Here is a 13539-nt window from a genome sequence, read left to right as displayed (position 1 = left end):
TGAACCGCCCGGACGGAGTGTCGTGCCCGCGTGCGACACTCCGCCCATGCTGGGTGTCACCGACCTTCCGACCTATCTCGCCGGCCTGGTGCTGATCATTCTTCTGCCGGGGCCCAATTCGCTGTACGTGCTCTCCGTCGCCGCCAGACGCGGGGTGCGCGCCGGCTATGTGGCCGCCGCCGGTGTGTGGACCGGGGACACGATCCTGATGACGCTGTCCGCGCTGGGCGCCGCTTCCCTGCTGCAGACGACGCCCCTGCTCTTCGCCGTCGTCAAGTTCGCCGGTGCGGGCTATCTGACCTGGCTGGCGATCGGGATGATGCGGACGGCCGTGTCGATGTGGCGCGAGCGGCACCAGCGGATGGCCGATCTGGCGGACGAGGGCGGAGCGCCCGCCACGGAGGCGGAGCGGCCCTACCGTCGTGCGCTCGTGGTCAGCCTGTTCAATCCCAAGCTGATCCTGTTCCTCATCTCCTTCTTCGTGCAGTTCGTCGATCCGGGCTACGCCTATCCGGGGCTGTCCTTCCTGCTGCTGGGCACGCTGCTGCAGCTCGGCAGCTTCCTCTATCTTTCGGCGCTCATATTCGGCGGCACCCGTCTGGCCGCCGTCTTCCGCCGCCGCAAGCGGCTGTCGGCGGGGGCCACGTCGGCGGCGGGTGTGCTGTTCCTGGGGTTCGCTGCGAAGCTGTCGGTCAGCTGAGGCCCCAGGGGTCTCAGTGGTGCCAGGCCTTGCCGCCCACGTTGTGGATCATCCGCTGGAGGACCTTGAGGGCGGCGACGAACTCCTCGTCCGGGATTCCGGCGTGGATCTCCGCACTCGCCCTGCTCACCCGTTCGAACGCCTCGGTGCGCAGCGCGTGTCCCCCGGCGGTCAGCCGCAGACGGGCGGACGGGTCCTGGGTGACCAGGCCCTGGGCGACGAGGGCGTCGATCTCGGGCTCCAGCGCGTCGCCGACGTTCAGGTAGCCGCGGAGCGTCGCGACCACCTCGGCGCGCGGACGGCCGAGTTCGTCCGCGTCGACGAGCTGGTTGAGGACCCACCAGGGGGGCTGGGTCAGGCCGTGTTCGGCCAGTGCGGCCCGGATGTGGGTCACGGTCGCTTCGTGGGCCGCCCAGCTCCAGTAGCCGATGGGCTGCCGCGCCAGTCCTGCGTCGTCATGTGAGTAGTCCATGTCCTGGACCGTAGGACCTCAAGCGAAGTCGAGGTCAAGGCCCGCCGGGCCGGCGCGCTCGGCACCCGCCCGCCTCCGCTCCGCGGCCGACGCGGACTCCGGCCCCGGCACCCGCTACGGCGAGCGCTTCGAGGACGGCCCGCGGACCGCCGGGGCGGGGATCGAGGCGCGCGGTGCGGGGCACCGTGGCGCGGACTCCCCGGCGCGGGCCACCCCGATGACGCCCAGAGTTCACCCTTCGTCGGGCCGGGCGACATCCGCCCCTTCACCCGCGTCACTAGCGTGTGCGGACCATGATCGAAGGCGAGGGTCCGCGTGCCGAAACTGTCCGTTGTCGTTCCGTTCCACAATGTCGGCGCCTTCGCCGACACGACGCTGGGCAGTCTTGCCCGTAACGCGGGCCCGGACATCGAGTTCCTGCTGGTCGACGACTGCTCCACGGACGAGACACCGGCCGTCGTCGACCGCTGGGCCGACAGGCTTCCGCACGCCGAGGTCATCCGGCACGAGAAGAACGTCGGCATCGCGGCGGCCCGCAACAGCGGCATCGACGCGGCCCGGGGCGACTTCGTCACCTTCCTCGACGGCGACGACTGGTACGCCCCCGGCCACCTGGGCCGGCTGCTGCACGCCGCCACCGTCCTGGACTGCGACTTCGCCCGCACCGACCACGTCCAGGCCACGGGGACCAGCCGGGTCGTGCGGCGCGCGCCCGCCCGGCTCCGCGACACGGTGCTGGACCCGCGCGAGGGCATAGCGGCTCCCGGATGGGAGACGATGGTCGACTACCCCTTCGTGTGGGCGGGCGTCTACCACCGGCGGCTCTTCGAGGACGGCGGGCACCGCTTCACCACCCGGCTGCGCACCGCCGAGGACCGGCTGTGGATCTGGCAGCTGCACCTGAGGGCCCGTACCTACGCGGCGCTGAATCTGTACGGCGTCTTCTACCGGCGCGGTGTCACCACGTCCCTGACGCAGATCAAGGACTCGCGTCAGCTGGACTTCTTCCCCGCCTACGACACGCTGCTCGACGAGATCCGCGCGGACCCGGACGCGGACCTCCTCCTCCCCAAAGCGGTCCGCACCTACTGCGCGATGATCGCCTTCCACAACGAGAAGGCGGACGCGTACGACCCCCCGACCTTCCGGCGGCTGCGCCACGAGTCGGCAGCCGCACTGCACCGCATGCCGCAGCAGGTGCTCGACCACACCCTGACGATGATGGACACCAGGCGCAGCACCCTGCTCAACCGCCTGCGTGACAAGCAGAAGGCCGCCTGACCCATGCCCACGCGCACCCAGATCTTCCAGGTGTCGACCCTCTACGGGGCGGCCACGCTCGCGGCGGCGCTCGACGCCGGCCAGTTCGGACCGGGGCAGGACAGCCACCGCGTCCTGCTCGTCTCCAACAACGCGGCGATCCCCGAAACGGCCCTCCGGCTGGAGGAGATGCGCGGCTACGGCGGCCTCGCCGCCCGTTTCGACTCCGTCGTCGACTGGAACGACGCCATCAGCCCGCACCACCCGAGCGGCTGGGGACCGCGCGCCGAGGAGACCGAACTCTGGCAGCGCGCCTTCCGCCTCGCCTGGGGCGTCCATCCCGACGCACCCGTCGACCTCGCCGTCGAGTCCATCCAGGTCAATCCGGCCCGCGCACTGGCCGCGATCTTCTCCGAGAGCGCCGTGCACGTCTACGCGGACGGCCTGATGAGCTACGGTCCGACCCGCAACAAGGTGCCGCGGTCCATCGCCTGCCGCATCCAGCGGGTGCTCCACCTGGATCTCGTACCGGGACTGCGTCCGCTCCTCCTCGCCGAGGCCGGCGTCGAGCCCGAACTCGTGCCGAACGACGCCTTCCGCAAGGTCCTCGGCGAGATCGCCGGAGCGGCGGACGGCGACCGCCGGCTCGCGGAGGCCGAGTCCGAGGCCCCCACAGCCGTGCTCCTGGGGCAGTACCTCGCGGCGCTCGGCATCCTCACGGCCGAGGAGGAGGAGGACCTGCACCTGCGCATGCTGCGCGGCGCGGCGCGGCTCGGCCACACCTCCGTCCTCTTCAAGCCCCACCCCACCGCACCGGCCCGCTACTCCAGGGCGCTCGACGACGCAGCCGCCGCGCTGGGGGTGCGGCTGACCACACTGGACAGTCCGCTGCTCGCCGAGACCCTCTACGAGCGGTGCGCGCCCGCACTCGTCGTCGGCTGCTTCTCGACCGCGATGTTCACCGCCGCCGCGTACTACGGCGTCCCGGTCGCCCGGGTCGGCACCCGTCTCGTCCTGGACCGGATCACCCCGTACGAGAACAGCAACCGCATCCCGCTGACGATCGTCGACCATCTGGTGCCCGACCTGGAGGAGCAGCACGGCGAGACAGTGCCCGAGCTGCCGGCCACGGCCCCGGACACCCTCGGCCCGCTGGTCCGGACGGTCGGCTACTGCATGCAGTCCGGGCTCCACCCCACGCTGCGCGCCGAGGCCGAGCCCTGGCTGCGGGACCACCTCGACAGCGGTACGCAGCACTACTTCAAGCGACGCCGCCTGCAGAAACTCACCCTGCCCGGCGGCGGCCCGCGAGGAGCGGCGATCAGGCTGCGCCGCACCGTACGGCGCACCCGCAGCAGCCTGGGCCTCTGACCCGGCGCCGGGGCACGCGCCCCGGCCGGCCACTGATGACGGAACGGCGGAACGAGAATGGGCCAGACCCTCACCGGGCTGCTCAAGGCAGTGCGGGCGAGATCCGGGCAGGGCGGTGCGGCGCGTCCGGCGCCCACAACCGCCCTGCGTCTCTGCGGCGACTACCTCGCGGGCCTCGCCGCGAACGGCCCCGTGAACGACGCACGGCAGACCCGGCTCGTCTCCGCCGTCGGCGGCCTCACCGCCGCCTGCGGGACCGGCGGTGACGAGCTGTTCGACGCCCTGCTCCGCACCGGGTGGTGCGCCCTGGAGGCCGGGGGAGAGGCGGAGACGCGACTCGCGCTGGACATCGCCGTCGAGGCCACCGGGCTGCGGGCCAGGTCCAAGGGCGCGTGGCGGCTGCGCGGCAGCGCGCTGGACGCCCTGGGGCGCCGCGAGGAGGCGGTACAGGCCTATGAACGGCATCTGGCGCTCCAGCAGAACCCGGCGCCGGCCGAGGACGTCACACGCCGGATCGCCGTCCTGAAGGACCTCCGCGCCTGCCTGGACGAGGCCGCGGGACTGCTACCCGGCGAGGACGCCGCCGCCCTGCGGGCGCTGCACGACGCCCCCGCGGGACAGGTGCGCACCGCCTTCGCCGAGGCCGTACGCCGGCGGACCGCCGAAGGCGGAGGCATGGCCGACCCGGCCGTCCGCCGCCTCACCACCCTGTACGCCGCCCATCGCCGGCTGCTGGACCGGGGCAGGGCGGCCGATCCCCTGCTCGGCGGGGTGGAGCCGCTCGGGGTGCCCGGGTTGCGTCGTCTGATCACCGGCCGCTCGGTCTGCCTGGTCGCGGGCGCGGCCCGGATCGCCGACGAGGAACGGGACCCGGGCAGCACGCTCGGCGCGCTGATCGGCGGGTACGACCTGGTGGTGCGCTGCGACGCCCTTCCGTCCGGCGCCCGGCGCACCGACCTGCACGCGGTCACCCTGCGGGGGGACGCCCCGTGGACGGGCCCTGCCTGGGACCGCAGGGCGAGCACCCGGCTGGTCTTCGGCGATCCGCCCTCCCACTGGCGACGCTCGCTGCGCGCCCGCCTGGTCGCCGGGGCGCAGGACCACATCGGCGACGCCTCGCTCCGGCATCCTCTGGACGATCCCGCGCTGCTCGGCGAAGACGGCTGGGGACCGCGGCCCGGTACCGCGTTCACCGTGCTCCGGCTCCTGGACTTCCTGGACACGGCCGGCCGCCTGGACCTCATCGGCTTCGGACTGCCGGGGCAGTTGCAGCCGCGCGAGCGGGAGTGGGTCGCCGCCCGCGCGACACACGAGGACGAGACCGAGATGAGGACCGCGCTCCGATGAAGACCCCCGCCGGACCCGCCGCCGGCACACGGACCGGGCCCGCCGGCCGAGGGCCGGCCGATCCGGCCGCCGGCAGCGGGCCCGCAGACCCCGCTACCGCGCCCGGGCCGCCCGCCGTGTCCGACCGGCCCGACGCCGACGACCGGCGCGCCGTCACAGGCAGGCGGAGGATCGCCTTCGCGGCGTACGCCGACGAGGACCGGATGCCCGGTCTCCTGGTGCTGCTGCGCAGCCTCGTCCTGAACGATCCGGCCGTCTGCGAGGACTTCCTCCTCCTGCACCCCGGACTGCCCGACTCCGCTTTCGACGCCGCCCGGCGGCTGCACCCGCGCATCGTCCCGCGCACGGCGGCCGGCCGCCTCGACGCCTTCCGGACCCCCGGTTACGACACCGTCATCGTCCTCGGCCCCGGCATGGTCGTCCTCGGCTCCCTCACGCCGCTGCTCGCCCTCCGCACCGGGGTGGCCGCCGTGCCGCAGCCCGGCCCCGGCGGCGGACGGACCGTGCGGGACGACGGACTGCTCGTCATCCAGCGGCAGGACGTGACGGACACCGTGCCCGGCACGCCGGCCGAGGGGGGCGCGTCCACGGTGCACCGTGCGCTGACGGAGGCGGGCCTCCTCGAACCGCTCGGCTCCCGCTACGACTTCCCGGCCGGTCGGCTGTACGACGACGCCCCCGTACCCGCGAGCACCGTCGTCCTTCACTTCGGAGAGGACGGCGTCGGAGAGGACCAGGCCCCGTCCGCCCCGGCGCGTGAGGCGCGCGAGCGTTACGAGATGGACGACGAGGCGTTCCGCGCCGCCTATTGCGCCCTCCCGGGCCCCAAACACCCCGAACTGCTCCTGCACTGCGCCCTGCCGTTCCCCGAAGGGAGGCGTGCGCCGGTGGACCTGGTCCGCCAGGTCGCCGAGGTGCACCGGCAGCAAGGCCGCTACGACGAGGCCGTCGCCCTGCTGACCGCCGCCGTGGCGGACCGGCCCGATCTGCCGCGCTGTCACGAGACGCTCGGCATCAGCCTGATGGCCCTGTCCCGTTACGAGGAGGCCGAGGCCCATCTCCTCCTGGCCACCGTGTCCCCGGACTTCGCCGCCCGCGCCTACGGCCAGCTCGCCCGGCTCGCCTGGCTGCTGGGCCGGGACGCCGACGCCCACGCCTACGCCCGGGAGGGGCTCGACGCCGACCCCGCCGACGGCAACTGCCACGCCTGGTACGTCCGTACCCGTCCCGCCGCGGCCGGCGTCCGGGCCGCGGAACCCGTACCCGCCGGTGAACAGCTGGCCCACGTGGCCCTGTTCGCCGACGGCCAGGAGAACGCGGGAGACAAGGTCCTCCCCGAAGCCGTGCGGATGTGCTTCGGCTCCGACACCGGACCCGCCCGCTGGCACGAGCGGTCCGTGCACCGGCTGGTCGACGGGCCCGCGCTGGAGGAGCTGAACGCCCGCCGCGGCATCGTCGTCGGCGGGGGCGGGCTCTTCCTCCCGGACACCGCGCCCAACGGCAACAGCGGCTGGCAGTGGAACATCCCCGACGACGTGCTGGCCCGGATCACCGCGCCGCTCGCCGTCTTCGCGGTCGGGTACAACGTCTTCGACGGCCAGCGCTACCGCCGGGAGCGCTTCGCGGCGAGCCTGCGTGCCCTGGTCGGGCAGTCGTCCTTCTTCGGACTGCGCAACCAGGGTTCCGTGGACCGGGTCAGGGAGCTGCTGCCGCGGGAACTGCGGGACCGGGTGCGCTACCAGCCCTGTCCCACGACCGTGGCCCGTCACCTCGGCCCCGGCCCGGACGACGGCGCGGTCCGGGACGACACCGTGCTGATCAACTGCGCCTACGACCGTGCCGGTCTGCGCTTCGGCCATGACTACGGCCACTTCCTGGCCGAGACGGCAGCCGCCGTACGCTCCATCGGCGAGCGCGCCGAGGTCCGTTACGCGGCCCATATGCCGGCCGACGAGAAGTTCGTCCACGATCTGCGCCGGGCACACGGAACGACGCTCCCGGTGGAGCCGCTGTACCTGTTCTCCAACGACCGCATCCGCGAGCTCTACCGGCGTACGCGCCTGGTGATCGGCATGCGCGGGCACGCGGGGATGATCCCCTTCGGCTGTGGCACTCCGATCATCAGCCTGGTCTCCCACCCCAAGCTCGCCTACTTCCTCTCCGACATCGACCGCCCCGAGTGGGGCCTCTCCGTCCACGACCGGTCGCTGGGCACCCGTCTCGCCGAGCGGGCGGCCGGCGTGCTGGACGACCACCGGGCGGCCGTGGCCGACGTACACGGGCGGCAGGAGCACCTGTGGTCGGTCACCCGGGCCAATCTCACCGGACTCCAGAAGCTCTTCGGGCTGCCGGATCCGTTCCCCCCGGGTCCGCGTGCCGCCGGCCCGGCACGGGGCCTTCACCTGCCCGACACCCGGACGAAGTGACTGTTCACCTGACCGGAGTTCACCCGGGGCCCGCCCGTCCATAGCCTTCGAGGACCATGCCTTCCTCTGTCTCCCGGGCCGGCTCACCTGCTTCCGCGCAAGCCCCGCAGCCCGCCCCCGGACCCCGCACGCACCGCGAACACCGGTACGACATCGACCTGGTCCGGCTGCTCTGCTCCGTCGGCGTGATCCTCTGCCACACGGGCTCCGCCTTCGTGAACACGGCGGGCCGTGAGGCCGCGAACGGCCCCGGCACCTACTGGGCGGGACTGGTGGCGGACTCGGCGGGCCGGTTCGCCGTACCGCTGTTCTTCGCGATCGCCGGATGGGTCGTCCTCGTCGGCGCCCCGGTCCGCGACGGCCGGCAGCTGTGGCAGCGGATCGTCCGGATCCTGGTGCCGCTCGCGGTATGGACGGTGCTCTACGTGGCATGGGGCCGGCTGCGCGGCACCAACGACGCACCGGCCGGTGAGCTGGCGCTCGACGCCGTGTTCGCCTCGGTGCGCCCGGCCTACCACCTCTGGTACCTGTACGCCTACATCCCCGTGATCATGCTCCTGGCCTTCGCCGGCCTGGTGAAGGCGGGCAAGCGCCCCTGGGGCCTCGGCATCGCCCTGCTCGTACTGGGGGCGGCTCCGTCCCTGTCCGGCGACCTGGCCAGGGTCACGGACCTGGAACTGCCGCGTCTCGGATGGGGCTTCGGTCCGTACCAGCTGGTCTACGCGGTCCTCGGAGCCCTGCTCCTCGCCCTGCCCGCCGGTACGTTCGGCAGGCGTAGCCTGTGGTGGCTGCTCCCGGCCTGCGCCTTCCTGGCCGCGGTCATCGCGTACCAGCACGAGGTGCACTACGCGATCCCGTACGCAAGCGTCCTGGTGGCCCTGTTCAGTGCGGGTGTGCTGCTCTCCCTGCACCGCCTGCGCGTCCCGGACCGCCTGCGACCGGCCCTGACCCGGCTGGCGGGCGCCTCGTTCGGCGCGTACATGATCCATGTGCTGGTGCTGGGGGTCCTCACCGACGTACTGGCCGACGCCGATCTCGCCCTGCCCGCGGCGGCGGCCCTGGTGCTCGCCGTCACCGCCGCCACGACCGCGCTCTCCTTCGGTGCGGCCCTGCTGTGGACCCGGCTGGGCTTCACACGGCTGCTCGGCTGAGGGCCGGCGGCGGAGGTCCGCGCGGCGGGCCTGCTCCGGTGCCGTCCGCCGGTGGGCGCGTCATGTCGGCAACGTGGGCACGGTGAAGACTGCTCGGGCCGGGCAGTGAGCCGGGACCCCGCAGGGGGGACGATGCGACCGCCCGGGGAGGCGGCCGCGCCCAGGACCTGATACCGGTCCGGGAACCACGCGACGCGGCCCCGGTCTCCGGACCCGCCGACCACTCATCGACCCGAGGTGTGTTTTCCCATGAGACCGACCCGCGCGGTACTGGCCGTGACCGCAGGAGCCCTCGCTCCGGCCCTTCTGTTCGCCGCTCCCTCGTTCGCCGCGGACACGGTCCCGTCGCCCGTCACCGCGTCGGTGGCGAAGACGGCGTCCGGCTCGGACTCCCCGTACGACTCCATGACGCTGACCGAGCTCCGGGTCGAGGTCTTCACGGTCCTGGGTGACCCCGGCACGGGCCCCACCGTGCGCGAGGAGGCGGTGAAGGCGCTGGAGACCGGTACGGCGGAGGCGCTGCGCCACTTCCTGGAGACCGGACGCGGGATCGCCCAGGTGACGGACGACCGCGTGGCGGTGTTCACGGTCCTGGGTGACCCCGGCACCGGCCGGACGGTTCATGAGGCGGCCGTGAAGGCGCTCGAAGCCGGTACGGCGGAGGCGCTGCGGTACTTCCTGGAGACCGGGCGCCATGACGCGCAGGAGGTGGACGACCGCGTGGCGGTCTTCACGGTCCTGGCCGCCCCCGGGACCGGCGAAGCCCTGCGCGCGGCGGCGATCGCCGTGCTGGAGGACGGTTCCCGGGAGGCGCTGCGCCACTTCGTCGAAGTGGGACAGTACGAGGTGTGACTCCCTGGCGCCCGCGCCCCCACGCCGCCTCAGCCCCCGGCTGCCCGCTTCAGCGACCGCGCCCGCCGGGCCAGCCGGCGCAGGGTGGCGTTGCGCCGCACGAAGGCGAGACGGGCGGGGAGGACACCGGGGAGGGCCAGTGAGCCCAGGCGGCGGCGCTTGAAGTAGCGCCAGGTACGGGCGTTCAGACGGGTGGAGAGGTAGCGCTCGGCCGCCGGGCGCAGATCCGGCCGGACGCGCGGCTGCATGGCGAAGGCGACCGCCGGCAGCAGGCCGTCGAGGGCTTCGGCCACCGCGGCCCCGGTCAACGGGGGCGGGCCCGGTGCGGCGGCGGGTCCGGCGAGGTCCGGCAGCAGGGCGTCGACGATCGTGACCGGGATCCTCGCCGGGTTCTCGTACGGGGTGAGGCGCTCCAGGAGGGCCCCGGTCCCCGCCTTGGCCACCGGCAGGCCGTAGTGGACCGCCGCACCGATCAGCGCCGTCGAGGAGCAGCCGACGACGAGCGCGGGGCGCAGCCGCTCGTAGAGGACCTCGGCCGGGACCGGGGCGCCGGGCAGACCGGAGTCCGGGACCGTCAGCTCCACGCCGAGGCGTGCGGCCTCCGTCCGCAGGGCCGGGGCGGCGGGCGCGGGGTCGCGGGGGGAGGGCTGGAGGACCAGGTGGGTGTGGCCCAGGGCGGCCGTGCCGCGGATCATCCGCAGGCGGAGGTCCTCCTCCTCGGCGGCGGGGAGCACGCCCGGCTCGGGGAGGAGCAGGACCGCCGCACCCTCGGGTGCCTCGAACTCCGGTGCCGCGTCCTCCAGTTCACCGAAGACCCGCAAGAGGGCCGGAGTGGGCAGGGGGCGGGGGACGGCACCGAACTCCCCCAGCAGCAGCGGCTCCAGGCCGGGGAGCAGGTCGGGGTGGAGCACGTGCCGGACACGGGTGCCGATCAGCGGCGGGATCTTTCCCGCGGTCGGGCCGTAACCGGCCAGGCCGTCCGTGTACACGGTCACCGGTCCGCCGGTGAAGATCTGGGCCACGGCCAGGGCGGGGCCGGTGTGCGGTGATTCCAGGACGAGTTCCACCTCCTCGTCCCCGAGGCCCCATGCGCGTCGCAGGTGGCGTTCCCACAGGGGCACGTCGTCGGCGCGGGGGGCCCAGGTGCCCGGGTGCAGGGGGAAGACGGCGTCGTTCCACGAGAGCACCTCGTCGAACCGGGTGCGCAGCCGTCCGAACCCGGGCACGGCGTCGGCCGGGGCCGCCGCCTCGGGCACCGCCGCGGTGTCACAGAGCAGCAGGATGCGGCGGCCGGACTCCGCGAAGCAGCCGGAGTCGAGTGCCGCGGCGAGCACGGCCGTGCCGTGGAGGCCGGAGGCGACGAAGAGCTGAGTGGTCACGCGGCAGCCGCCCCCTGGGTGGCGGACCGGCGGCGCAGCCCGCGCAGCACGGTCGCCCGTTCGGTGTCCATGGAGTCCAGGACGTCGTCGAGCACACGCCGGGGCATGCTTCCGAGTGCTGCCGCGGCGAGCGATCTGAGGGTGCGGGCGACGGGCGGTTCGAATTTATCGATCGATCCGATGTGGTGGGAAATGACCGCGCAATACGTCCGCACCGCTTTCGGCATCAACAGGGCGGAATCACGGTCCGCAGCGGTTTCTGACATCACCTGGCCGTAGGCGCGAATGAAATCCAGCTGGCGTTCGTCACCGATCTGGGTGAGGGACGACGCGACCCCTCGCCGGTAGAAATGGCCGAGCGTTCCCAGGACCGCGAAGGAATCCGCCTCCCGGTGCAGCCGCCAGATCCACGGCCGGTCCTCGGCGGTGCGCAGTCCGTCGGTGAAATGCAGCAGCCCCCGGTCCAGCAGGCTGCGGTGGTAGAGCCCCGCCCAGGCGAACGCGTAATCGACCGAAGTCGTCCGGCCGGCGGGCAGGATCGCGTCCCGGGGGTCGCTCACCACGCCCCGCAGACCGTGCGGGACACGGCGCACCGTGCGGGAGGTGCCGGAGACCTGGACATGGTCCGTACGCACGAAAGAGCAGCCCAGGGCCTCGGTCAGGGCGAGCAGGCGGGCGTAGTGGCCGGGCGCGAGCCAGTCGTCGCCGTCCAGGAAGGCGATGTACTCGCCGCGGGCGGCGTCCAGACCGGTGTTGCGGGCCGTGGCCAGACCGGCGTTGCGCTCGTGTCTGTGGACCACCACCCCCTCGATGTCCTCCTGGGCCCGGCGCAGGAGATCCGGCGTCCCGTCGGTCGAGCAGTCGTCGACGAGGACGAACTCGAAGTCCTCACGGGTGTTGGCCCGCAGGCTTGCGAGGGTGTCGGGGGCGTATGCCTGGACGTTGTAGAACGGCACGATGACGGAGAGCTTGACCACCCGCGTCACGCTAGGGGCGGCCCCGGCATTCGCCCTGACCCCTGCCCGTACGGAAAGTGAACGACGGGCGGCGGAAAAGTGAACCCGCCCGTATCCGGAGCCGGGTTTATCCGCCGTCGGGCCGGACACCCAACCGTCGACCGGCTGTTAACCATCTGTTGCCACCGCGTTGGGCCGCGGATCGAAATGGCTTCCTAGCTTTTACGACGTGCCCCCTCGTACCGATGACACGGCCGCTCCGGCCGCCACCCACGCAGCCGACCGTGCGGCGCTCCGCATAGCCGTGCTCGCCGACTCCGACACCCGGTGGAAATGGGGCGCGCTCACCGCGCGCCGCCTCTCCGGAACCTCGGAGACCGGCGCGGCGGAGCGCCCCGTCGAGATCAGCGGGCTGCTGCTGCGCGGCCGGGCCACCCCGACACCCCGCCAGCTCGCCGAAGTCGGCGAGGTGGGGATCGGCACCGGCCGGGTGCGCGAGGTGACCACCGTCGAATTCCTGCACACGGTGCGGGACGAGGCCTACGACGTCGTGGTGCTCGCCCTCGTCGGCGGCGCCGTCCAGGCGATGATCCACGGTCTGGCCGCACTGGACCTGCCCCGCAGGCCCGTCGTCGTCACCGGCTATGTCGGGGTCGTCTACGAGAAGCTCGCCGACGGTCTCCTGCTGCGCCACGGCGCGGACGTCGTCCTCGCCAACTCCCGTCACGACGGGGAGCGCTTCCGTGCGGTCTACGAAGGTGTCGGCGCCGACACGTCCTCCGTCACGGAGGCCGCCCTGCCGTTCCTCGGCGGGGAGCCGCACCGGGCCCAGGAGGGCCGCGACACCGTCGTGTTCGCCGCCCAGCCCTCCGTGCCGGCCTCCCGCGCGGACCGCATGTACCTGCTGCGCCGGCTCGTCGAGCACGCCCGGTTGCACCCCCGCCGCGAGGTGCTGCTGAAGCTGCGCTCCAAGCCGGGCGAACACACCACGCACATCGAGGAACTGCCCTACCAGCGGCTCGCGGAGCGGGTCCCCGGGGGCCTCCCGCCCAACTTCCGCCTCGTCTACGGGCACATGGGCGAGGTCCTGGACCGCACCGACCTGCTGGTCACCGTGTCCTCGACCGCCGCGCTGGAGTCCCTGCACCGGCGGATCCCGACCGCGATCCTCTCCGACCTCGGCGTCCGTGAGGCACTCGGCAACCACCACTTCATCGGCTCCGGACTGATCACGTCCTGGGACCACCTCGACGGCGGCCTGCGCCCCGAGCCCGACGAGGAGTGGCTCGCAGGTCAGGGCGTCGCCGCCGACGGCACCTACGGGACGGCCTACGACACGGCCCGCGCCCGGGTCGCAGCGCTGCTCGCCGCCGGACCGCTCCCCCCTCCCGCTCCCTACTACACGCCCGCCACCGCACCCGGATACCTCCCCGGCATCCTCGCCCGCTACCACCTGGCCCCCGACGGCCGCCCGCTGCCGGGCGCCGTCACCTCCAGGGAGCCGGGCCGGGTCCGGGGCGCGGTCCGCGAAACCGTGCGCAACGCGGCGCGCGGTGCCTACCGCCACGGCGTCCAGCGGGTCGCCCCCGTGATCCGGCGGATGGGCGAGCTGTGACCACCGATTC

At 73.3% G+C, this 13539-nt stretch carries 11 protein-coding genes; 8 read left to right on the top strand and 3 right to left on the bottom strand.

Features of this window, described 5'->3' with window-relative positions; all coding sequences use genetic code 11:
- Positions 1-46 precede the first annotated feature (46 nt).
- On the top strand, positions 47-700 hold the full coding sequence (leuE, locus tag ACF1FZ_RS01240; protein WP_391771307.1) for a leucine efflux protein LeuE: 654 nt from the start codon (positions 47-49) through the stop codon (positions 698-700).
- A 13-nt stretch (positions 701-713) separates the two neighbouring features.
- On the opposite strand, the gene ACF1FZ_RS01235 is transcribed toward leuE, so the two are convergent.
- The gene (locus ACF1FZ_RS01235; protein WP_391771306.1) at positions 714-1172 is read right to left on the bottom strand and encodes a MarR family winged helix-turn-helix transcriptional regulator; all 459 of its coding nucleotides are present in this window, start codon (positions 1170-1172) and stop codon (positions 714-716) included.
- Positions 1173-1487: 315 nt separating this feature from the next.
- Between ACF1FZ_RS01235 and ACF1FZ_RS01230 the strand changes: the two genes are divergently transcribed.
- From ACF1FZ_RS01230 to ACF1FZ_RS01205, 6 genes are all read left to right on the top strand, one after another.
- Positions 1488-2453 (top strand): glycosyltransferase family 2 protein, encoded by a 966-nt coding sequence (locus tag ACF1FZ_RS01230; protein WP_391771305.1) that lies wholly within the window; start codon positions 1488-1490, stop codon positions 2451-2453.
- Between the two features lie 3 nt (positions 2454-2456).
- Positions 2457-3803 carry a polysialyltransferase family glycosyltransferase gene (locus tag ACF1FZ_RS01225; RefSeq protein ID WP_391771304.1) on the top strand — a complete coding sequence of 449 codons (1347 nt, stop codon included), beginning with the start codon at positions 2457-2459 and terminating at the stop codon, positions 3801-3803.
- 57 nt (positions 3804-3860) lie between these two features.
- Positions 3861-5150 (top strand): hypothetical protein, encoded by a 1290-nt coding sequence (locus ACF1FZ_RS01220; protein ID WP_391771303.1) that lies wholly within the window; start codon positions 3861-3863, stop codon positions 5148-5150.
- Entirely contained in the window at positions 5147-7576 is a 2430-nt protein-coding gene (locus ACF1FZ_RS01215) for a polysaccharide pyruvyl transferase family protein (RefSeq protein WP_391771302.1), read from the top strand. The genes ACF1FZ_RS01220 and ACF1FZ_RS01215 overlap by 4 nt, the downstream gene beginning before the upstream one ends.
- Positions 7577-7632: 56 nt before the next feature.
- Positions 7633-8727, top strand: coding sequence for an acyltransferase (locus ACF1FZ_RS01210; protein ID WP_391771301.1), 1095 nt, complete (start codon positions 7633-7635; stop codon positions 8725-8727).
- Between the two features lie 249 nt (positions 8728-8976).
- Positions 8977-9579: an ALF repeat-containing protein gene (locus tag ACF1FZ_RS01205; protein ID WP_391771300.1), complete on the top strand. Its 603-nt coding sequence runs from the start codon at positions 8977-8979 to the stop codon at positions 9577-9579.
- A gap of 29 nt (positions 9580-9608) precedes the next feature.
- Here ACF1FZ_RS01205 and ACF1FZ_RS01200 read toward each other — a convergent pair whose 3' ends face one another.
- Both ACF1FZ_RS01200 and ACF1FZ_RS01195 read right to left on the bottom strand, forming a co-directional pair.
- Positions 9609-10958, bottom strand: a complete 1350-nt coding sequence (locus ACF1FZ_RS01200; RefSeq protein WP_391771299.1) for a hypothetical protein — start codon at positions 10956-10958, stop codon at positions 9609-9611.
- Positions 10955-11935, bottom strand: a complete 981-nt coding sequence (locus ACF1FZ_RS01195; protein ID WP_391771298.1) for a glycosyltransferase family 2 protein — start codon at positions 11933-11935, stop codon at positions 10955-10957. Before ACF1FZ_RS01195 ends, ACF1FZ_RS01200 begins: the two co-directional genes overlap by 4 nt.
- Before the next feature lie 208 nt (positions 11936-12143).
- Here ACF1FZ_RS01195 and ACF1FZ_RS01190 point away from each other — a divergent pair, with 208 nt between their 5' ends.
- Positions 12144-13529 (top strand): DUF6716 putative glycosyltransferase, encoded by a 1386-nt coding sequence (locus tag ACF1FZ_RS01190; protein ID WP_391771297.1) that lies wholly within the window; start codon positions 12144-12146, stop codon positions 13527-13529.
- Positions 13530-13539 lie beyond the last annotated feature (10 nt).

This window comes from Streptomyces sp. NPDC014623 (genome assembly GCF_043088245.1).
Classification (GTDB): Bacteria; Actinomycetota; Actinomycetes; order Streptomycetales; family Streptomycetaceae; genus Streptomyces.
This window is presented reverse-complemented; position numbering and strand designations above follow the sequence as displayed.

What these genes read in the sequence shown, in the direction of transcription:
- ACF1FZ_RS01220 (WP_391771303.1), top strand. Translation starts at nt 3,861, where the DNA reads ATGGGCCAGACCCTCACCGGGCTGCTCAAGGCAGTGCGGGCGAGATCC.
- ACF1FZ_RS01225 (WP_391771304.1), top strand. Translation starts at nt 2,457, where the DNA reads ATGCCCACGCGCACCCAGATCTTCCAGGTGTCGACCCTCTACGGGGCG.
- ACF1FZ_RS01215 (WP_391771302.1), top strand. Translation starts at nt 5,147, where the DNA reads ATGAAGACCCCCGCCGGACCCGCCGCCGGCACACGGACCGGGCCCGCC.
- ACF1FZ_RS01210 (WP_391771301.1), top strand. Translation starts at nt 7,633, where the DNA reads ATGCCTTCCTCTGTCTCCCGGGCCGGCTCACCTGCTTCCGCGCAAGCC.
- ACF1FZ_RS01205 (WP_391771300.1), top strand. Translation starts at nt 8,977, where the DNA reads ATGAGACCGACCCGCGCGGTACTGGCCGTGACCGCAGGAGCCCTCGCT.
- leuE (WP_391771307.1), top strand. Translation starts at nt 47, where the DNA reads ATGCTGGGTGTCACCGACCTTCCGACCTATCTCGCCGGCCTGGTGCTG.
- ACF1FZ_RS01235 (WP_391771306.1), bottom strand. Translation starts at nt 1,172, where the DNA reads ATGGACTACTCACATGACGACGCAGGACTGGCGCGGCAGCCCATCGGC.